The sequence below is a fragment of the Chitinophaga sp. 10T418 genome (assembly GCF_056394125.1).
Map to the genome: position 1 here is coordinate 286,366 of NZ_JBFTHG010000006.1, position 21,057 is coordinate 307,422.

Annotated in this window: 17 protein-coding genes; 11 read left to right on the forward strand and 6 right to left on the reverse strand. The window is 46.5% G+C overall.

Translation table 11 applies throughout. The features are described from left to right. The first annotated feature begins 7 nt into the window (after positions 1-7). The 8 genes from AC1DCV_RS19390 to AC1DCV_RS19425 all read left to right on the forward strand — a co-directional run bounded on the left by AC1DCV_RS19390 (position 8) and on the right by AC1DCV_RS19425 (position 10,237). Entirely contained in the window at positions 8-1,489 is a 1,482-nt protein-coding gene (locus tag AC1DCV_RS19390) for a RagB/SusD family nutrient uptake outer membrane protein (protein WP_477024699.1), read from the forward strand. A 101-nt stretch (positions 1,490-1,590) separates the two neighbouring features. Next, positions 1,591-4,281: a c-type cytochrome gene (locus AC1DCV_RS19395; protein ID WP_477024700.1), complete on the forward strand. Its 2,691-nt coding sequence runs from the start codon at positions 1,591-1,593 to the stop codon at positions 4,279-4,281. 28 nt (positions 4,282-4,309) lie between these two features. After that, positions 4,310-5,389 carry an aldose 1-epimerase family protein gene (locus AC1DCV_RS19400; RefSeq protein ID WP_477024701.1) on the forward strand — a complete coding sequence of 360 codons (1,080 nt, stop codon included), beginning with the start codon at positions 4,310-4,312 and terminating at the stop codon, positions 5,387-5,389. A 3-nt stretch (positions 5,390-5,392) separates the two neighbouring features. Then, positions 5,393-6,592 (forward strand): class I mannose-6-phosphate isomerase, encoded by a 1,200-nt coding sequence (locus AC1DCV_RS19405; RefSeq protein ID WP_477024702.1) that lies wholly within the window; start codon positions 5,393-5,395, stop codon positions 6,590-6,592. Positions 6,593-6,615: 23 nt separating this feature from the next. After that, positions 6,616-7,656: a sugar phosphate isomerase/epimerase family protein gene (locus AC1DCV_RS19410; protein ID WP_477024703.1), complete on the forward strand. Its 1,041-nt coding sequence runs from the start codon at positions 6,616-6,618 to the stop codon at positions 7,654-7,656. 28 nt (positions 7,657-7,684) lie between these two features. Then, entirely contained in the window at positions 7,685-8,836 is a 1,152-nt protein-coding gene (locus AC1DCV_RS19415) for a Gfo/Idh/MocA family protein (RefSeq protein WP_477024704.1), read from the forward strand. Between the two features lie 47 nt (positions 8,837-8,883). Beyond that, a complete protein-coding gene (locus AC1DCV_RS19420) occupies positions 8,884-9,645 on the forward strand; it encodes a 3-keto-disaccharide hydrolase (protein WP_477024705.1) in 762 nt (253 codons plus the stop codon). A 64-nt stretch (positions 9,646-9,709) separates the two neighbouring features. Next, a complete protein-coding gene (locus AC1DCV_RS19425) occupies positions 9,710-10,237 on the forward strand; it encodes a 5' nucleotidase, NT5C type (protein ID WP_477024706.1) in 528 nt (175 codons plus the stop codon). 2 nt (positions 10,238-10,239) lie between these two features. Here the strand turns inward: AC1DCV_RS19425 and AC1DCV_RS19430 are convergent, their stop codons facing one another. Genes AC1DCV_RS19430 through AC1DCV_RS19440 form a run of 3 tightly spaced genes read right to left on the reverse strand, consistent with a single transcriptional unit; the run spans position 10,240 to position 13,257 of the window. Beyond that, positions 10,240-10,920 carry an ABC transporter ATP-binding protein gene (locus AC1DCV_RS19430; RefSeq protein WP_477024707.1) on the reverse strand — a complete coding sequence of 227 codons (681 nt, stop codon included), beginning with the start codon at positions 10,918-10,920 and terminating at the stop codon, positions 10,240-10,242. A 1-nt stretch (position 10,921) separates the two neighbouring features. Then, a complete protein-coding gene (locus AC1DCV_RS19435; protein WP_477024708.1) occupies positions 10,922-12,181 on the reverse strand; it encodes an ABC transporter permease in 1,260 nt (419 codons plus the stop codon). Next, the gene (locus AC1DCV_RS19440; RefSeq protein WP_477024709.1) at positions 12,178-13,257 is read right to left on the reverse strand and encodes an efflux RND transporter periplasmic adaptor subunit; all 1,080 of its coding nucleotides are present in this window, start codon (positions 13,255-13,257) and stop codon (positions 12,178-12,180) included. Before AC1DCV_RS19440 ends, AC1DCV_RS19435 begins: the two co-directional genes overlap by 4 nt. 151 nt (positions 13,258-13,408) lie before the next feature. Between AC1DCV_RS19440 and AC1DCV_RS19445 the strand changes: the two genes are divergently transcribed. Then, positions 13,409-13,957 (forward strand): pyridoxamine 5'-phosphate oxidase family protein, encoded by a 549-nt coding sequence (locus AC1DCV_RS19445; RefSeq protein WP_477024710.1) that lies wholly within the window; start codon positions 13,409-13,411, stop codon positions 13,955-13,957. A 44-nt stretch (positions 13,958-14,001) separates the two neighbouring features. Then, the gene (locus AC1DCV_RS19450) at positions 14,002-15,228 is read left to right on the forward strand and encodes a multiheme c-type cytochrome (protein ID WP_477024711.1); all 1,227 of its coding nucleotides are present in this window, start codon (positions 14,002-14,004) and stop codon (positions 15,226-15,228) included. A gap of 14 nt (positions 15,229-15,242) precedes the next feature. On the opposite strand, the gene AC1DCV_RS19455 is transcribed toward AC1DCV_RS19450, so the two are convergent. Then, the gene (locus AC1DCV_RS19455; RefSeq protein ID WP_477024712.1) at positions 15,243-16,352 is read right to left on the reverse strand and encodes a calcium:cation antiporter; all 1,110 of its coding nucleotides are present in this window, start codon (positions 16,350-16,352) and stop codon (positions 15,243-15,245) included. A gap of 110 nt (positions 16,353-16,462) precedes the next feature. On the opposite strand from AC1DCV_RS19455, the gene AC1DCV_RS19460 reads away from it, so the two are divergent. Next, positions 16,463-17,344 (forward strand): NmrA family NAD(P)-binding protein, encoded by an 882-nt coding sequence (locus tag AC1DCV_RS19460; RefSeq protein WP_477024713.1) that lies wholly within the window; start codon positions 16,463-16,465, stop codon positions 17,342-17,344. Here the strand turns inward: AC1DCV_RS19460 and AC1DCV_RS19465 are convergent. Both AC1DCV_RS19465 and AC1DCV_RS19470 read right to left on the reverse strand, forming a co-directional pair. Beyond that, positions 17,341-18,093, reverse strand: a complete 753-nt coding sequence (locus tag AC1DCV_RS19465) for a peptidase associated/transthyretin-like domain-containing protein (protein ID WP_477024714.1) — start codon at positions 18,091-18,093, stop codon at positions 17,341-17,343. The genes AC1DCV_RS19460 and AC1DCV_RS19465 overlap by 4 nt on opposite strands. A 301-nt stretch (positions 18,094-18,394) precedes the next feature. After that, on the reverse strand, positions 18,395-21,055 hold the full coding sequence (locus tag AC1DCV_RS19470; protein WP_477024715.1) for a carboxypeptidase-like regulatory domain-containing protein: 2,661 nt from the start codon (positions 21,053-21,055) through the stop codon (positions 18,395-18,397). Between the last annotated feature and the right edge of the window lie 2 nt (positions 21,056-21,057).

Below are 21,057 nucleotides of genomic sequence, written 5' to 3' on the forward strand. Positions count from 1 at the left end.
TAGCAACATGAAAACGAAAATACCTTTTATCGCACTTTTAGCGATCGCACTGAATGGATGTAACAGTATGCTGGATGTAAAACCAAACTCTTTTTCCAGCGGATCCAATTATTATACAACAGAAGCACAGATACTTCGCGCCGTAAATGGCTGTTATGGACAATTACAGGGTTTTTACACCAGTGACTACTGGGCCATGTCCGAAATGAGAGCGGACAATACCAATTACCAATATGATGAAAGTGATCGCGGTGCACAACAGCGGGAAGAAATTGATGAGTTCCTGATCACCAACAGCAATAACTATGTGAATAATACCTGGGCGCAATTGTATTATAACATACAGCAATCCAATGTCATTATTTCCCGCATCGATGCGGTACCATTTGCAAACGAGGCAACTAAAAAACAATATACCGGTGAAGCTAAATTTCTCCGGGCCCTGTACTACTTTCACCTGGTGCGTCTTTTCGGCGGTGTGCCACTGCTGGTGAAAGAAGTAGCCAGCCCGGAGCAGGCTTCCACGCCTAAAAAAGCAAGCGTAGCAGAAGTATATGCACAGATCATTGCAGATGCCACTGATGCCGCCGCTGGTTTACCTGCCAGCTATAGCAGCAGCCAAACCGGCAGAGCTACAAAAGGAGCAGCTTTAACACTGCTTGGCGATGTGTATATGACCATGAAAGATTACCCGAAAGCAGTGACCACCCTGCAACAGGTAGTGGCACTGAATTATTCGCTGGTAGATAATTATGCGGATAATTTTGATCCCGCAAAAAAGAATAATACGGAATCTATTTTCTCGGTGCAGTATAACTCCGGTCTGGAAACAGAAAGCAGCAATTACATTTTCGTTTTTGGTCCGCGTAACGGCAAAAAAGACCTGACCGGCTTCAACGGCAATCTCGGTGGTTGTAATATGCCTACGCCCAGCATTGTAAATGCGTATGAACCAAAGGATAAAAGAAAKGATGCGTCTATCTTTATGTATGATAGTCCTACCAATGCTGCTTTTGCAGAATCCATCGCCTTTGGGGGTAAACTACCGCTCATTCGTAAATTCTATCATCCGCCTTATGCACTGGATGGTCGCGCCAATGAGAACTGGCCGGTATACCGTTATTCACAGGTGCTGCTGATGCTGGCAGAAGCCATCAATGAAACCGGTAATGGCGACCCGCTGCAGTATATAAATCCCGTACGTAAACGCGCCGGATTAGATCCGGTGCCTGCATTAGGTCAATCAGCTTTCCGTGATACCGTATTCCACGAACAGCGTGTAGAGCTGGCGTTTGAAGATCAACGCTGGTACCAGCTGCTTCGCACCGGAAAAGCCTTGTCTGTAATGACTGCGCATGGTATTGAAGAGAAAAAGCGTTTGACCAGGCTCAGCCCTGCTTCTTATAACATACAGGCGTACCAGTTATTATATCCGATTCCTGAAAGAGAAATAAGATTGAATGGATTTGAACAAAATACCGGCTGGTAAAAAAAATAGAAAAAAAGGGGAAACGTTCACTATATTACTACAGCTATACTGAACAACCCACATCAATAGTATCATCTCAGGAACTTATTCAAGACTATATTATGACCTCGTTAAGAAAAAGACCATTCAGGCTACTAGTGCTTATTTCCACCGTTTTGATAACGGGGGTGGCCTGCAATAACGGAAACGACTCAACGTCAAAAGACAAGGGAACAGGAAATTCGAAAATTGACGCTTTAAAATTACCCGATAATTTTAAGGCAGAACGGTTGTACAGTCCTGGTGACAACAAGCAGGGGTCCTGGGTGTCCATGACCTTTGATAACAAGGGCCGCATGATTGTGTCTGATCAGTATGGCTTCCTTTACCGGCTTCAATTGCCTGCTGTAGGCGAAGATTCGTCTAACCTGAAAATTGAAAAGCTGAATATCGGCAACGATACGTCTACCCAAAAAGTGTCCATGGGTTATGCGCAGGGATTGCTTTATGCATTCAACAGCCTGTATGTGATGGTGAACCATAACAGCGATGACCGCTTCAACAAGGGCAGTGGTTTATATCGCCTGCAGGATACCGATGGTGATGATCAGTTTGATAAAGTGACCTTGCTCAAAGCATTGGATGGAGAAGGTGAACACGGCCCACACAGCATTGTGTTGTCTCCTGATGGAAAATCCATTTATGTGATTGCCGGGAACTTTACAAAAATTCCGGAGATGAATACCTATAAGGTGCCTCCTTCCACGAACATCGACAACATTCTGCCGTTTATCAAAGACCCTAACGGTCACGATAACACGGTGAATACCCATGGCGGATGGATTGCTCATATTGATTCTACCGGTACCAACTGGGAACTGATCAGCTCCGGCTTCCGCAATCCTTTTGATCTTACCTTTAATGATCAGGGTGATATGTTCACCTATGATTCTGATATGGAGTGGGATTTTGGTACGCCCTGGTATCGTCCTACACGCATTTGCCAGGTGACCAGCGGCAGTGAATACGGCTGGCGCCCGGGTACGGAAAAATGGTCTCCTGCCTATCCGGATAATTTACCTCCGTTATTAAATATAGGTCAGGGCTCTCCTACTAACTTCATCTATGGTGGCAAAGCACGTTTCCCGGAGAAATACCGCAAATCATTGTTTGCATTTGACTGGAGCTTTGGCATTATCTACGCCATCCATCTGCAGCCCGAAGGCGCTTCCTATAAAGCCAGTGCGGAAGAATTCCTTTCCGGATCTCCGCTGCCGTTGACAGATGGCGTGATTGGTCCCGATGGTGCTTTGTATTTCCTCACCGGTGGCCGCAGACTGGAATCAGATCTCTATCGTGTATATTATAAAGACAATAAAGAAAGTAATGAACCACTGGCAGCGACTACACCAACTGAAGGTGCTAACATCCGCAAGCAGCTGGAAGCGTATCATGGTGGTGCTAAGCCGGGCGCCGTTGATTTTGCATGGCCTTACCTGAAAAACGAGGATCGCTTCATCCGTTTTGCCGCGAGAGTCGCCATCGAAAACCAACCGGTAAGCCAGTGGCAGAATAAAGTGCTGCAGGAGAAAGATCCTGAAACACTGATACAGGGCAGCATTGCGCTGGCCCGTCAGGGTAAGGAAGATGTGAAAAAGCTATTGCTGCCACAACTCATGACCATTAACTACGCACAGCTGTCGCCTTCCCAACAGATAGATCTGCTCCGTGCATTTGAACTGGTATTTGTGCGCATGGGTAAACCTGATGCTGCCTTATCTGCGCAAATAGCCACCTATCTCGATCCACAGTATCCGGCCGCCAATAATGATCTCAACAGGTCACTGAGCAAGGTGCTGGTATACCTGGATGCACCAAAAGCTGTAGAAAAAACCATGGCTTTGCTCGCCGCAGCCAAAGATGATACGGCTGCACAAAAAACAGCCATGCAGTCTGCCGACCTGATTATGCGTAACCCACAGTACGGGCTGGATATAGCAGGTATGCTTTCTAAAATGCCGCCGTTACAACAAACCTGGTATGCAACAGTTTTAAGTCAGGCAAAAAATGGCTGGACACCCGCATTACAGGAGCAATATTTCCAATGGTTCTATCATGCGTTTACCTATAAAGGCGGGCATAGTTTCATTGGCTTCATTAACAATGCGCGTAAAAATGCGTTGGCCAACGTTCCGAAAAGTGAGTTTGCACATTTCAACCAGGTATCCGGTGATTCCCTGTTGAACAGCAATGGCAACCTGGCCCAGGGTTATGCGCAACCTGTAGGTCCCGGCAGAAACTGGAAGCTGGACGAAGCAGTGAAAGTGGTAGACAGCGGGTTAACCAACCGCAATTTTGAACAGGGTAAAGCCATGTTTGCTACTTCTCTCTGCAGCTCCTGTCATGGTATGCGTGGTGAAGGCGGCGTAGCTGGTCCGGACCTAACGCAATTGGGTACACGTTTTTCTAATAAAGATATCCTGGAAGCGATCATTGACCCGAGCAAAACCATTTCTGATCAGTATGGCGCCACTGTTTTTTCACTGAAGAACGGCGGTTCCGTAGTAGGTCGTTTGGTAAGCCAGGACAAAGATAAATACATCATTTCCCAGAATCCTTTTGCGACTACAGAAACGAGGGAGTTGAAAAAGAGTGAAGTAGCCGGCACCAAAACATCTACTGTTTCTGTGATGCTGCCGGGGTTGATTAACCGTCTCAATGAAGATGAGCTGAGAGACCTCCTGGCTTACCTGAAAGCGGGTGGCAACAAAGAGGATGCTGTATTTGCAAAACCGAAGCAGGCAAGTAAATAATATTTTTTTCGGAAGATAAATAACGCGGATGGCTATACAAAAACAGGCATGGGAACATAAACTATCGAACCATTTACAACTGGGCGGTATAGAAACGGCGGTGCTGGACAATGGCCCCGGCAGGGGCACCCGCATCGCCTGGATCAATACCGGCGCCGGGTTACGGTACAAAGTAGTGATAGATCGGGCCATGGATATTGCAGATGCTTTTTTCAATCAGCATAGCCTGGCATGGATCAGTCATGGTGGCGTTACCGCACCGCAAAGATTAACTGACAAAGGTTTGGACTGGCTCCAGACCTTTGGCGGTGGATTAATGACCACCTGTGGCCTCACTCATGTAGGCGGCCCTGAATCAGACGAGTATGGGGAACGCGGATTGCATGGCCCTATCAGTAATACGCCGGCGGAAATCATCTCCATTATACAACCCGATCCGGTGAATGGTCAGATGGAGATGAGCATTACCGGCATTATGCAGCAGGTGCAGGTGCTCGGTCCTCAACTTGTATTGAAACGTACCATCTCCGGCACACTCGGTAAAGCGGGTATCCGTATACATGATGAAGTCATTAACAGAGGCAATACTACCGCGCCACATATGCTGCTGTACCATTTCAACTTTGGCTGGCCGCTGGTAGACGAAGGTGCAGACATCTGCTGGGAGGGCGACTGGCACTCCCGTGCCGGCAATCCGGATCACATCTTCCGGCAGGATAATAACTACAAAAAATGTATGGCTCCGCAGGATAATCATGCTGGTAGCGGAGAAGAAGCCGCCATCATTGATGTTGCCGCCGGCGCCGATGGATGGTGTACCTGCGGTGTTCACAACGCCAGCTTAGCATTGGCGCTTTCCCTGCGTTTCAAAAAACAGCAGTTGCCCGTGCTCACCAACTGGCAGCACTGGGGCAAAGGCGAGTATGTGATGGGGCTGGAACCCGGTACCCATCCACCTACCGGGCAAGCGAAGGCGCGCCGGGAAGGTACGCTGATGATGCTCGCGCCGGGAGAAAGCAGATACTATGAACTACAGGTAGACCTGCTGCATACTGCCGCCGACATTGAACAATTTAAAACTGATCTTTCAACCTCCATACATCATTAAGCCATGGAAAAATTAAGTTTAGCTGCAAAAGCACTCGAACAGGGACAAGGGATTCTCCGACTGGCACCAAACTGGGTACCCAGATCATTTTGTGTGCCAGGCCGGCGGATCAAATTACACCCGGATGATTATTACATCCTGGGAGGCGAAAGAGGCGGCATCGATGAACGTTGGCTGTCCTCTACCACTCCGGCAAAGAACGGGCCTTTAACAGGCGAAAATGAAGGTTTAAGCATGGTCGTAGTGAGTGAGGGCAACAGTACCCGACAGTTTTTATTGAAAGATGCCATCAGCGAATTAAAAGACCAGCTGATTGGTAAAAGACTCTGGGATCAATACGGGGCCTGGCCCATGTATTCCAAATTCTTTGATAATATGGGACCGCTCCCACATCATATTCATCATAACGATGAAAAAGCAGCGCTGATAGGACAGGCCGGCAAACCGGAAGCCTACTACTTTCCACCGCAGCTGAATAACCATGGTGGCGATTTCCCTTATACATTTATGGGTATTGCCCCCGGTACTACTAAAGAACAGATCAGAGAATGCCTCGTGAATTTCACCAAAGGCGATAACAAAATCACCAACTACTCTCAGGCATACCGGCTGGAACCCGGCACCGGATGGGATGTGCCGCCGGGATTGTTACATGCACCCGGTAGCTTGTGTACCTACGAACCACAAAAAGCTTCCGATGTATTCGCGATGTACCAGTCGCTCGTAAATGAAGCCATTGTACCGGAAGTACTTCTCTGGAACGGCACACCCAAAGAAAGCATCGGCGATTATGATGCGCTTATGGACGTGATAGACTGGGAGCTGAACGTAGATCCTAACCAATTCCAAAACCGCTTTATGCCACCTAAGTTGGCCGCTAACGGAAACGGATATACCGAAAACTGGGTATGCTATAAATCAGATGCTTTCAGCGCCAAAGAGCTCACCGTAGCACCCGGCGCCACGGTAGTGATAAAAGACAGTGCCGCCTACGGCATCATTGTGATGCAGGGCCACGGTAAAATGGGTGTATGGGATATAGAAACTCCTGCACTGATCCGCTACGGACAGCTCACCAATGATGAATTTTTCATCAGCGAAGCCGCAGCCACCACAGGTGTTACCATTGTAAATACTTCTGCCACGGATCCCATCGTGATGCTGAAACATTTTGGTCCGGGCAACCCAGACCTGGTGCTGTAATTACTGACTCAAAAATCTGCGTTATGAAAGAAAATAATTATCCAAAACTCCACAATGCTACCTGGCCAGGCATTGTAGGCAAGGGTGATGGTTCAGAACCGATCATTCCATTTGATACCCTGCTGGAAATGACAGCCAAAGCCGAAGTAGACGGCGTTAAATTCGATGGTATCGACATCGGGTTGTTTGACCCGCATGTATCTGTAGATAGTTCTGATGATGATCTCAAAAGACTGGCAGATAAAGTAGCATCCTACAACCTGGAAATAGGTAGCCTCGTAGCGCCTATCTGGCCTCCCGGCGGCGGCTCAGCGATGGGCAGTAAAGAAGAGCGGGCACGGTTTGTAGAACAGGTGCGGAAGTCGTGCCATGTAGGCCAGCGGCTCAGGGAGCTGGGCATCCGGCCCAATGGCATTGTGCGTATCGACTCTGCCTCAAACCCTGAAAGCTGGGCGCAGGACCCCGCCGGCAACACTAAACTGATTGCCCAAACTTTCCGGGAAGCGGGTGACGTAGCAGCAGATTATGGCGAAAAACTCGCTGCTGAGGGCGAAATCTGCTGGGGCGGCATGCATAGCTGGAAAGCGATGCTGGATACATTACAGGCCGTAGACAGGCCTAATATTGGCTTCCAGGCGGATATGTCGCATACCTTCCTGTACCTGTTGGGATATAACAGCCCGGAGGATCGCATATTGCCGGCAGATTTTGACTGGAAAGACCGGGACGCCCTGGCAACAGGATTACGTACCCTCACCAATGCATTGCGTCCGTGGACGACCGATTTTCATGTGGCACAAAATGATGGTACCGTACATGGTACCGGCTCACACGATAAAACAGGCAGGCATTGCCTGGCCACTGATCCCAACGGCAAACTAAACATCGCCGTGGATGCAGGTTACTGGCTGCGTAACGACAATGGGGAACTCACCAAAGCATTCCGGCATATCTGCTGGGATGGTTGTATGTTTCCCAATGCAGTGATGACCCAGGCAAAAACCTGGAATGATATCCTCACCGCCATGATCAATGTACGTCAGTTGCATGGCTGGCAGGAATAGATTTTCAACAACATAATCAGTGACAACTATGACACAAAAGAAAGAACTGAGGATAGGATTAATAGGCTGTGGCTTTATGGGCAGAACGCATTCCAACGGATACCTGCGTGTAAAGAATTTCTTTCCTCAACTCGCCTATGTGCCGGTGCTGAAAGCAGTATGTTCCCGCACCGAAAGTAAAGCCCGCGCTTTTGCCGATCAGTGGGGCTATGAATCAGTAGAAACCGACTGGAAAGCCCTGCTGGCCAGAGAAGACATAGATGCAATAGATATCTGTACACCCAATGATATGCACGCCGAAATTGCCATCGCTGCTGCGGCTGCCGGTAAAATGATCCTTTGTGAGAAGCCGTTGGCAAGAACCCTGGCGGAATCCGAAGGCATGGTAACCGCCATCGAAAAAGCAGGGGTACCTAATACGGTATGGTACAACTACCGCCGTTTGCCAGCTGTTACCTTAGCTAAAAAAATCATCGACTCCGGGAAACTGGGACGCATTTTTCATTACCGCGCCAATTTCCTGCAGGACTGGACTATTAACGCCAACCTGCCACAAGGCGGAGAAGGCCTCTGGCGCATGGATGCAGACGTGGCCGGTTCCGGTGTATTGGGCGACCTCCTCTCCCATTGTATCGATACAGCATTGTGGCTGAATGGTAGCATTTCTACCGTTACCGCCATGACAGAAACCTTTGTAAAAGAACGCATGCATCAGCTCACCGGCAAGGTGGAAAAAGTAAATATTGATGATGCCTGCTCCTTCCTGTGCCGCTTTAATAACGGTTCGCTGGGGCTCTTTGAATCAACACGTTATGCACGCGGACATAAAGCTTTATATACATTCGAAATCAATGGAGAACATGCCTCTATCCGCTGGGATTTGCATGATTTAAACCGCCTGGAATACTTCGATAACGCAGACGACTCTACGCTGCGCGGATGGCGTTCCATCCACGTAACGGATGGCGACCAGCCTTATATGGATAAATGGTGGGTACCCGGACTGGGCATTGGCTACGAACATTCCTTTGTTCACCAGGTAGCTGATTTCCTGTTAAGCCTGGAAACCGGCACGCCGTGCTCTCCTACGTTTAAAGAAGCGCTGGAAACACAGAAAGTCTGCCAGGCAGTACTGGACTCGGCCAACAGCGGCACCTGGAAAAACACCGATGCTGTATAACTATCGCCGGTGGATATACGAAAAACAAACATCTTAAAATAACAACTATGCTGAAAAGATCCAGTGCCCTGTTTATTCCGTTGGTGGCAGCCGCCGCGCTGTTTTCCACCAACAGCTGTCAGACCGTCAGCAGCATGGGCAACTATAGTGGTTTCGTTGAAATCTTTGATGGCAAAACATTAAAGGGCTGGGAAGGTGACGGGGTTCACTGGCGTGCAGAAAATGGTAGCCTGATAGGTGAGGTTACACCGGCAACATTGCTCAAAACCAATACCTTCCTTATCTGGCAGGGCGGACAACCTGCCAACTTTGAGCTTACCTGTGAGTTCAGGATTACCAGCGGTGGCAACAGTGGCATTAACTATCGCAGTGTGCCGGTAGAAAATGTACCACATGCCCTGAAAGGCTATCAGGCAGATATTGATGGCGCCAACCGGTATACCGGCCAAAATTACGAAGAACGTGGACGCACCACACTCGCCTATCGCGGACAAAAAACCACGATTCCGGCTCCCACCACCTCATTGCAGGAGGGAATCAAAAACAACGCCTGGACCGCCGCACTGGTGACCGGATCCCTGGGTAGCAGCGACTCCCTGCAAACACTGATTAAAAGTGAAGACTGGAATAAATGTCATCTTATCGTGAAAGGTAATCGTTTACAACACTACATCAATGATGTGCTGATGAGTGAGGTAACCGACAACGACAAAGTAAACGGTAAAGCCAAAGGCTTGCTGGGCGTACAAGTACATGTAGGTCCACCCATGAAAGTAGAATACCGGCATATTATGCTGAAACGTCTTTAAACGGAGCGGAGGATATTTCCTCCGCTCTTTTTTTATTATATTAGCTGCATTAAAATTGGAAACGATGCAGCTATCTATTGCCATAGACATGGACGAAACTATTGCCGACCCCATCAAAAAAGCCAGAGCGTGGTATTTCAGGGATTACGGCAAAACATTCACCACTGAAGAACTACACGGCAAAACCCTCTCAGATATTTTGCCGGAAGAACATAAAGCCCAAATAAAAGAATACCTCAACACTCCCGGATTTTTCCGCGACCTGGAAATATTTCCCAATGCCCGGGAAGTAGTGAAAGAGCTGAATAAAAAATATAAAGTATATATTCTCTCTGCCGCCATGGAGTTCCCCAACTCACTAAAAGATAAGTACGACTGGCTGCAGGAATTCTTCCCTTTTCTGGGCTGGCAACAGTATTGCTTATGCGGGGATAAATCCATTGCGCAAACAGATATCATGATCGATGATCTGACGCGTAACTTCACCAACTTCAAAGGAAAAGCCTACCTGTATCATGGGCATCATAACGTGCATGAAGAAGGCTATGAGCGGATTCTGAACTGGGAAGATGCCGCGAAAAAATTATTGTAAGGTTACTGACGGATAATTCTGCCGTCTTCCATTTCTATAATACGGTTGGTATTTTCAGCAAACTCCGGATCATGGGTAACGATCAGCAGGGTTTGATGGTATTGTAATGCCAGCTCCTGGAAGATATCAAATACGATCTGTCCATTTTTCTTATCGAGGTTACCCGTAGGTTCATCCCCCATAATAATGGCGGGATCATTGATCAACGCGCGGGCAATGGCCACCCTTTGTTTTTGTCCACCGGAAAGCTGGTTCGCATTCTTCAGTGCCAGGTCTTCCATATCCAGCATACGCAAGCGTTCCATGGCACGATTTTCTACTTCCTGTTCCGAATATTTATTGAGTTTCAAACCCGGCAACATCACGTTTTTCAATACAGTAAACTCATTGAGCAGGTAATGGAACTGGAATACAAATCCTATTTTTTCATTGCGGATCCGCGCCAGTTGCTTTTCTTTTTGACCGGTCACCAACTCCTGCTCAATCCATATCTGCCCTTCATAGTCGGTATCCATCGTAGATAAAATGTATAGCAAGGTAGATTTTCCGCAACCAGACTTCCCTACTACCGCCACAAACTCCCCTTTATTGACCGACATGCTCAGGTCATTCAGGACCGGCACCGTTACCGGATCGTGAAAATACTTGTTGATATGACTGGCTTGCAGGATAACGTCGCTCATCTTATTTCCCTCTTATAATAATGACAGGATCCACTTTGCTGGCCTTTCTCGCGGGAAAGTAACCGGCAAAATAAGTAGTAACCAGTGAAAATATGGCCCCTATTAAATAAAAGGCCGGACTATAATTCACAGGGTAAGTAGTAATCGTAGGCAAGGCCACTGTGTGAAATGGAATCTGGTCAATAACCGCAGATAAACAAAAGCCCAGGATCAATCCTACCAAACCACCAGCCAGCCCAATGCTCAACGCAATCACAATAAATATCCGGTTTACATCACTACCCGAAAAACCCGTAGCTTTCATGATCGCAATGGCATCCATCTTTTCATAGATCATCATGTTCAGGATATTATAGATCCCAAAACCTGCTACTATTAATAACGTGATGCCTACAGAATAGGAAATCAATGTTCTGATAAAACTGCCGGTTTCAAATTGTGAATTGGCGGTTTGAATATCCTCTGTATCAGCCTGAAATAAGCCCCCATACTCTTTCGCCACTGCGGGTGCCGCGCTCATATCTTTCAGTTTCACCTGTATATCCGTGATATAATTATTGGGCTTTCCCAGTAATTTCTGTGCCGTATTGATAGACGCGTAACATTGTACTTTGTCAAAGTCCTGCAGTCCCGATTGAAAATAGCCCACTACTTTCAGCGGCATAATGTCTCCCTGAGAAGTAGTCACCTGTACTACATCTCCCGGATCTGCCAGGAGCTTATCGGCGACGCCCTTACCCAGAATAATGCTGTTAGGTACGTTTTTCAGGTCAATCGCTTTGCCTGTAATGATGTAATCATTAAAATGAAACAGGTTGCTTTCTGATTGTACATCAATACCATTTACCACGCCGGTAATATCAATGGTACCTGCATTAAAAAACACCGGTGCAATAATTTTAGGGGCGAAGCCCAGTACCCTGCCATCATTTTTCAGTACTTCCATAATAGCTCCGCTGTTGAATATTTCCTGGCGGCCACTGGCTGACTTTACAGACTTAATAAAATTATGATATTGCTTATACTGGCCAGATATGTTGACAGGCTGATGTTTGCTGGGTTTGATATCGTTATAGATACGTACATGTGGCGTTCTGTTCAGCACCAGTCCATCCAGTAATCCATTCAAACCGGTCATAAAACTCAGCAATGCAATGAACATCGTAATACTGAATGTAACACCTATCGCTGCTACCAGCGTTTGTTTCCAGCGGGCACGCAGCAATGAAAATGATATGCTGAAAATTAGTTTGTGGTTCATGGCGCCGGCTTAATAATAACATCTCCTGAACTTAGTCCGCTGATGATTTCTACTTTCTGATAATCTTTCAGCCCTGTTACCACTTTCTTCTTCTCTTTATTCTCCAGCATTACGTAATCATCTTCCAAAAGATAATTACGGGGGATAGTTAATGCTTTATCTTTTGTTTGAATCACGATATTGGCTTCGAGCGTGAGATTAGGATACACTACCGGTGGCTCCGTAATAAATCTTGCATCTACGGTAAAAGACCTGGATCTTTCGTTCATGAATGGATATATTTTTTCTACAACCGCTTCAAATGCCTGTCCTTTATAACTATCCAGTGTAATAAATACTTTTTGTCCCAATTTTATACGGGCAATATCATATTCATCTGCCTGTAATTCCAGGTAAAAGTCGTGCGCTGCACCGATGATAGCCACCGGGTTCTGTGTATTCGCCATCTCTCCTGCTTTCTTCAACAAACTATATACCCTGCCATCGATATCGCTTTTAACGATATAGTCATTTTTCTGAGTGGTGCTGATCTCCAGGTTTTTACCGGATTGACTGGCAGTGAAGCGGAGTTGCTTCTGCAGGTCGTTGTATTTATACAGGGCTACATTGTAATTGGTAAGGGAACTTCTATAGGCCAGTTCTGCCTGTTCCACCTGTAGCTGGCTACCTATCTGCTGTTGCCATAGCCTACGTTGACGGGCGAGCAACAGTGAATCATTATTCAATTTATTTTTGGCCAGATCTATATTTACTTTGAGTTCATTCAGCTTATCTTCATTGGCGCTCACCGAGGCGTAAGCGGCCGACAGGGCGGCATTCTCTGTATTCAGTTTTGCGGTTTCATTCAGTATCACCATAAGTGGATCACCCTTTTTCACGGTATCTCCTTCAGTAACGGGAATGTTTACAATTAACCCGTTTACTTTAGAAAACACCTGGTACTGGTGCCTGCTTTTAATAATACCGGATGCATATACCGATTCGGAAATTTTCTCAACTACTGGCTGCGTTTTTTCCCATTTACTTTTACAGGAAGATAATAAACAGATGACCAGTATTATTTTAATTGCCTTCATGCAATATATTTTTCTTGCCAGATGAATACCGGCAGTGCTTCATTAGTAGTTTGTAATCATCAAATGTACTGCATATGAAAGAAATCGTGGTATTTGTAACCCTTAAAAATTTGTACCTTCATACCTCGCCCGCGCTTAAATGATATGATGTATGGGAAAATTCTTTGATGATATTAAACCGCAGCACCAGGACTTCATCGCTGCACAGAAAATGTTTTTTGTCGCCACCGCCCCACTCACTGCCCAGGGACATGTTAATCTTTCGCCTAAAGGATTGGATAGTTTCTGGGTGTTTTCTTCCACGCGGGTGGGTTACCTGGATATTGTAGGCAGCGGTAATGAAACATCTGCCCACATCCGGGAAAACGGACGGATCACCTTTATGTTCTGTGCTTTTGACGGTCCGCCCAATATTCTGCGCTTATACGGGAAAGGCTATACGGTATTGCCTACCGATCCTGAATGGGAGGAATTGTCAGCCCACTTTACGCTGATGCCTGCCACCAGGCAGATTATAGTTGCCGACATTCATAAAGTGCAGACCTCCTGCGGCTTTGGGGTACCACTGTACGAATACAGCGGGGAAAGGGATCATGCCGCCAAATGGGCTGCAGCAAAAGGCCCTGAAGGCCTCGAAATCTACAAGGCAGAAAAGAATATGGTGAGCCTGGATGGATTACCTACAGATCTGGGGGCATAAAAAATTGTCTCCGGGATTTGTATATTTACGGACATTTCCACGATATGAATAAACGCCAGCTCTATGTGTCTTTGTTCCTGCTCTGTTGTATCAGCATCCTCTCCCAATGTATCAGCAAAGCGCCGAAAAAGGAAGACCTGAGAGGGAATCAATTTGCCGGCGCGGCCACCTGTGCAGGCTGTCACCAAAGTATTTACACCGCATTCCTTCGTTCTGCCCATCATAATACCAGCAGGCCGGCGTCCAAAGCTACGGTCCTTGGCAGCTTTTTGTCGCCAGATAACGTGTTCACCTACAGCAATGGTATAAAGGTGCAGATGGAAGCACATGACAGTACACTTTTTCAGGCGGCCTACGCCAACGATACCCTTACCACCGTACATCCCTTCGACATAGCCATAGGTTCTGGCAGAAAAGCACAGACTTACCTGTACTGGAAAGACGATAAATACTACCAGTTACCATTGTCTTACTTTGTACCCGCCGCCAACTGGGCCAATAGTCCCGGGTTTCCGGCGACCTATCCCCGCTTTGACCGGGTCATTCCCAGCACCTGTTTCGGTTGCCATAGTTCCGGTGTTGCTTTTAAGGAAGTGAAAATGGAGGGACTGCACCTGGCGGAAACATTTAGGAAAAACGAAGTGGTGTATGGAATAGACTGCGAACGTTGTCATGGTGCAGCCGCTGCACATGCGGAATATCAGTCTGCCCATCCCGGAGAAAAACAGGCAAAGTATATCACCACCATCTCCTCTCTAAAAAATCAACAACGGCTGGACATGTGCGGGCTATGTCATTCGGGGCTTAAAACGCCACAGAAATCAGCGTTTAGCTACCAACCCGGCGATCCTTTATCCGACTATTTCTTTCCGGATCCGGGAAGACCCGCCAAAGCCACTGAAATGGATGTACATGGCACACAATACCAGCTGTTCACGGCCAGTAAATGTGCCGTCATGAGCGCGGATATGAACTGTTCTTCCTGCCACAATCCGCATACAAAGGAAAGTGATAATATCGCGGTATTTTCCCAGCGCTGTATGAATTGCCATCAGGCCAGCGGTGATCATTTCTGTAAACAAAAGGGATTTGCACCGTCAGTGTTAGCCGCCAATTGCATCGACTGCCATATGCCTGCGTTGCCATCGGGAAACATTACGTTATTGACCAATGGGCAAACCAAGCCTACACCGGATTTTATACGCACACACCTGATTAGCATTTATCCGGAAGAGACAAAAAGGGTAATTGAAAGACTGAGAAAAAAGTAAGCAGAACAGCTACTTTAAGGCACCACTGAAATAAACATATATGTTGCCAGTATCACCAGCAACACGATGCCCTGCAGAATATTTGTCTTACCCGCATTAAACGAAATGCTGATCGTAAACAGGGAAAGGATGAGCAGTAAAGTCGACTTGGCGTCAATCCCCAACGTTACCCGGAAGCCTGCAAAATAACAGACAATAGCTACCGCCGGAATGGTAAGCCCGATACTGGCCAGGGCTGATCCCAACGCCAGGTTTAAGCTGGTTTGTAAGCGGTTTTGCGCAGCTGCCCTGATGGCGGCTATCCCTTCCGGCAGGAGAATAACCGCTGCGATGATAACGCCCACCAATGTTTTGGGAGCACCCAGATTCACCACAATCGATTCAATAGTAGGTGATAATTTCTTGGACAATAACACCACTACGGCCAGTGATACGATTAACAACAGCACACTGATGGTAGCGGTCAAATGAGAAGGCGGGTCTGCATGTATATCTTCATCTCCCGGTGCCGCATCTTTAGGCAGGAAATAATCCCGGTGGCGGATCGTTTGTACGGCCACAAAGCTGCCATATAATACAATGGAAATGATGGCCACGAAAATAAGCTGACTACTGGAATAGATGGGGCCCACTTCGGTGGTGGTATAATTGGGCAATACAAGTGTTAATATGGAAATGGCACTCAGTGTGACCAGGGCAGCACTTACGCCCTGCTTAATAAACGCCTGTTCTTTGTAAAGGTATCCACCTAAGAATAAAGACATCCCGATGATACCGGAGAGAATAAGCATAATAGCAGCAAACACTGTATCCCGGGCCAGCGTGGAATCCTGTCCTACTTCAGTGAGCATGATAGAGATAATCAGGGATACTTCAATCACCGTAATGGCAAGCGCTAAAATAAGCGTACCATAGGGTTCTCCTACTTTATGAGCCACTACCTCCGCATGATGCACAGCAGATAATACCACGCTGATCAGTGAAATGCCCATCACGGCAGCAAAAATGCCCCCATCAAATTCACTTGCCAATGCCAGTAATACCAAACCAATCAAAGGGCTGATAATACTCCACATGGGTAAAGTAATTTTCCATTTTTTGTAGAGAAAATGATTGAACGCCATGTATTTAAGTTACAGAAAATTAAGCAAACCGGGCGTATTTGCGCATTTGGGCACCGCTATTTTTTATCTGGCATAGAATTTAGGCCCTGTCATTTTATAAATCATCATCTATGCATATTGTATCAGGCGCAACGGGTCACGTTGGTACCTTCGTAGCAAACGCGCTGCTGGAACGTAAAGAATCGGTCACTGTTATTCTTCATCATCCTGAAAAGGCAGAACGCTGGAAACAGAAAGGCGCTCAGGTAGCCATAGCAGATGTTCTTGACACGGAAAAACTACAAGCTATCTTTGAAAATGGCAAACGACTTTTCCTCTTAAATCCTCCCGCAGCTTCAAACACAGACACTGTCAGTAAAGAACTTGAAACACTTGCATCTATCTTACAGGCGCTCAAAGGCAGCAATATTGAGAAGGTAGTGGGCGAATCTACCTACGGAGCCCAAACGGGTGAAGGCATCGGGGATTTAGGCGTTTTATTCAAAATGGAACAGGAATTAAAAGCGACATCTATTCCTAATAGCATCATCCGGGCTGCCTACTATATGAGTAACTGGGATACTGCTTTAGCCACCGCCATAAAAGAAGGAAAGGTACATACCATGTATCCGGTCGACTTTAAACTACCCATGGTGGCGCCGAAAGATATCGGAAAGATAGCCGCCAGACTGATGCTGGCGCCCATTAATCATACAGGTCTACATTATGTGGAAGGACCGGAAACGTATTCCGCAGCCGATGTAGCCGCTGCATTTGCGGTTGCACTTGGAAAACCGGTACAAGCCGTGGAAACGCCGGCAGATCAATGGGAACGAATGCTGGAAAGCAATGGTTTCTCAAAGATAGCCGCTGCCTCCATGATTGCGATGACCGATATCACCCTCAAAGGAGCCTATACCAAGCCTAATCTGCCAGAGCGTGGCATTACTACCATTCAACAGTATATTACCACATTAGTGAGCAAAGCTGCAGGAAAAAAAGTAATTTCTTAAGGCTTAGCAGGATGTTCCCGCCTCCAGCCTTCAGCGAAGTATTTACCTGACTCCTGGATGAATTGATAGTATTGATATTCATTCTCAAAGCTCAGGAGCATTTCATAGGTGGGGCGGTATTCTTTCATGAAAACTTCCAGCGCAGGTGATGTAAGGCCGGTTATTTTCTTTACCAGCTCCTTATTAAAGCGGTGGTCGATGTATTTCTCGCGTTCTTCCCGCTCCATGAAGCGTCGGAAGTTCTCCATCCGTTTAATTTTCTTCATGCTGAACAAAGCGTCCAGGTTGATCCCCACTCCCATGCCGCTGGTTCCGCCGCCAGACAGGTATTCCGGTGAGTAATCAAATACTTTACGGTATTCTTCCCGGTTCTTCAGTGAATCTGAAAGGTAATCCCCCAGGCGCATGGTGGATACCACTACGGTGGGTAAAACATGTGTGTCCACATGCAGACTTATATCGTAAGGGCGGTTGTTGTTAATCTCTTTTACGGCGAATTTCATGGTAGCCTTTCCCTGGTAGGAAAAACTGATGGAGTCTGTGAGCGGCAAAACAATCGAGTAATGCCCGGCAGAATCAGATACTGCGCCCGCACCGGAATTGCTCATTACACTTACTCCCGGCAGCCCAAATCGTGCTGAACGGTCAAAAGTAGTACCATGAATCCTTACCTGTCCGCTGGAAACCAGCCGGAACAGGATGAATACGCTCAATATGACAGTTGCTCTTAAAATACCTGATTTCCCCATTTTGGCCCAATCTAAGACAGGATAAAAACATAAGCAAGAATAACTAAAATATTAACAATTCATTCTCTATTTCAATAGGTCTGGTTATATAAAATGTTCCCGTGAAACATTTATTGATAGTTTTCCAGTTGCCCATAAGCAGTTCCATACATTCGCAGGGTAATATCATATAGCCGTCACCGTTGGCTGCGACAATATAATGGGCCCAGCGTATTCCGTCATCCTGAGCAGGCAAATTTTATGGCGCAAAACACGGGTCCATATCATGACGGAGTCTTTCTTGTTAAAGAATTAAAAATTTCTATTTCCCGGGAATAGTCTTTAGTAAAAACTTCAATCCGTCCACCACATCACCATCAACGCTGTTATTGATTTTAAACGGTATTTCGGTTGGTACCACCGTCATACCTAGTTTTTGCAATTGAACAGTATCCACCCTGGCAATATAACTACCGGAGGCAAGTCCAATGAAACTAAAGAAGCCATCTTCCTCACTTAGTACGTGAGCAACCAGATGGCTGCGTTTATCATATATCATCACTGTTATACGCCCCAGGCCCGTTTGCCTGCTGCCATCTTCCTGGTAAACCGTTCCAGACACTTCCCCTACCACGGAAACAGGTATTTCTACCAGTTTAAGCTGGTTAGGTTCAATATAAACACTCATCGTCTTTTTCTTCAACTGCCAGGCGATATTCTCAAAATTATTCTGACTCATATCGATAAAATAATTTGAGTAGGGCTCAATGCTTGTTACTGAAATAGTAGTGTCCTTCTTATTCATCACAATACGACCACCATTCAATGATAACTGAAGTCCTGCTACTTTCGGCTCGCCGGCATCGCGGTGACCATTGTTATTCAGATCGAGAAAAGGAAGAACAATAATACCCCCGGTCCCTACATTGCTTCGATTATTGAAATCCGTATAACCGGTTTTTCCATTGTGCATTAAACTACCCCTGGCAGATTCTATCAACGTGGTTAAATTGTCGGTGCGCCACGCGGAAAAGCTAACTTGTGAGAAAGAAAAGTCATAGCGCAAGCTTAATCCCACATTGGTGAAATGACTTTTAAAGTTCTGTTCATACGTTACATTCATATAGGCGTGACGAAACATATATTTACCCACTTCACACCGGGTGGAGATGATGCGGCTTTTGTCGTATTCATATTGGATCTGTGGTGTGAGTGTTAATCTTGCCGGAAGCCGGAAAGACAAGGAAAGGTTACTATACACGTAAGGATTTGAGGCCTCGGCAAAAATCCCATAGGTGGTGAGATTGGCACCAACCCCGAATAACGCGCCGGACATAAGCCATTCTGCAGTCGTATATTTTGTTCCCGGCAGGATGATCTGATCCAGTGTAATCCGGGAAAACAATGCAAACCGTTGACCTGAAAACGATTTTGACACGATCAGTTTCCGCTCCTCGAGGTAATTAAAATTAATGGCTTTCTGTCCTCTTTTATACCGGGTATAATCCAATTCAAACTGCAGGTTGGAGGGCATGCGATAGCTCAGTATACCTCTTCCCCTGACATTATAGGTATAGTCGCCGGATAACAGCAGGTTCGGCGCCAGTCTGGCTGAAACATTAACAAAAGGCATACTGCTCCCGGTTGTTACGGAAGAGAGATATTCTATACCACCGCCAAAGCTCAGGTAACGCGCAGCCCCATAATTGAAATTGACCCGTGCAAACCGGCTGTTAACACTATCTTCCACTACCCCTGCACTGGCAGTATATTCGAATTCGCGGCGCGGGAGGAAATTAAATGGTACGCTGATACTTTCTTCACGCGTACGTTCTTCACCCCATGGACTGTAAAAGCGGAGTTTCACCAGTGAATTACCATATACCAATGGTACCTGGAAAGTAAAAAAACCGGAGGCATCTGCAACTGCATAATTTACCAGTTCATTATTTACATACAGCTCTACTGTCCAACCGGGTTCTGTAAAATTACTCAGGGTGTAAGAACCAAAAGAACGGCGGTAGGTTGTGGGGGTATTGGTAACCTGCACACCTACTACCGGATCATATATAGAAGAGATAGACTGCGTAAATATCTTTCCTGCGATCACCTGCCGCAATGCAGGATGATTATTATTGACATATCGCCACCGGTAGTACTGCTGTTTCTGATCGAAAGGCCGGATAACATACATGGTACTATCAGTGCTGAAAGGCGGACGTTGGTCCGCGTATTTATTATAGTTAAGAGAAACGGTTGCTTCGCCACCTGCCAGCGTTGCGCCCAGGGAAAGGTTTAACAAAGCATCGTTACCTCCTGCTGATCTTTGTGTGGTAATCACAGACCAGTCTGCCATGCCAAATTGAAATAACCGGTACGTGTGACCAATAGTTGTATCTGCCTTTACCTGTCCTTTAAGGCGATTGAGATTCTTGTGCATTAATTCCTGACGCATTTCCCGGATAGCTGGTAATTCCAGCTTTGTAGTCATATTAACAGACAGGCCGCGAAAATTAAACTTACAATCCAGCCCGAATACCTGGCCGAAAATAGTTGACTTCAGAAAAAGTCCTGTAGTTGTACCTATAAAATCTTCCTTGAGGAGATCATATACTTTGTCCTGGTACTGAATGCGATGATTCAATTTATCGATGAGAAACGGCGCTTGTTCTGTAATAAAAAATCCCGATACCGTATCGCCACCGCCCGAAAGCGTGTTCCTGATCTTTAAAAAATCAAATACATCGGTAACAGACAGGTAGGCAGTTTCTTCATTGATATTGGCGGGAATTTCTCTTCCTCCTATTCCCTGCACCACCAGGAATACCGAGGTTTCATAATAATCATCAGGGGTTTGCCTGGCAAAAGCAGATGCGCTTATACAAGTCAGTAGTATCATCGCTAACGCCAGCTTCCCCAGCACGGAGTTGTTGCTGCGCTGGAATCCGTTCCGGGGAAAACGATGAGGACTACTATCTGACATTA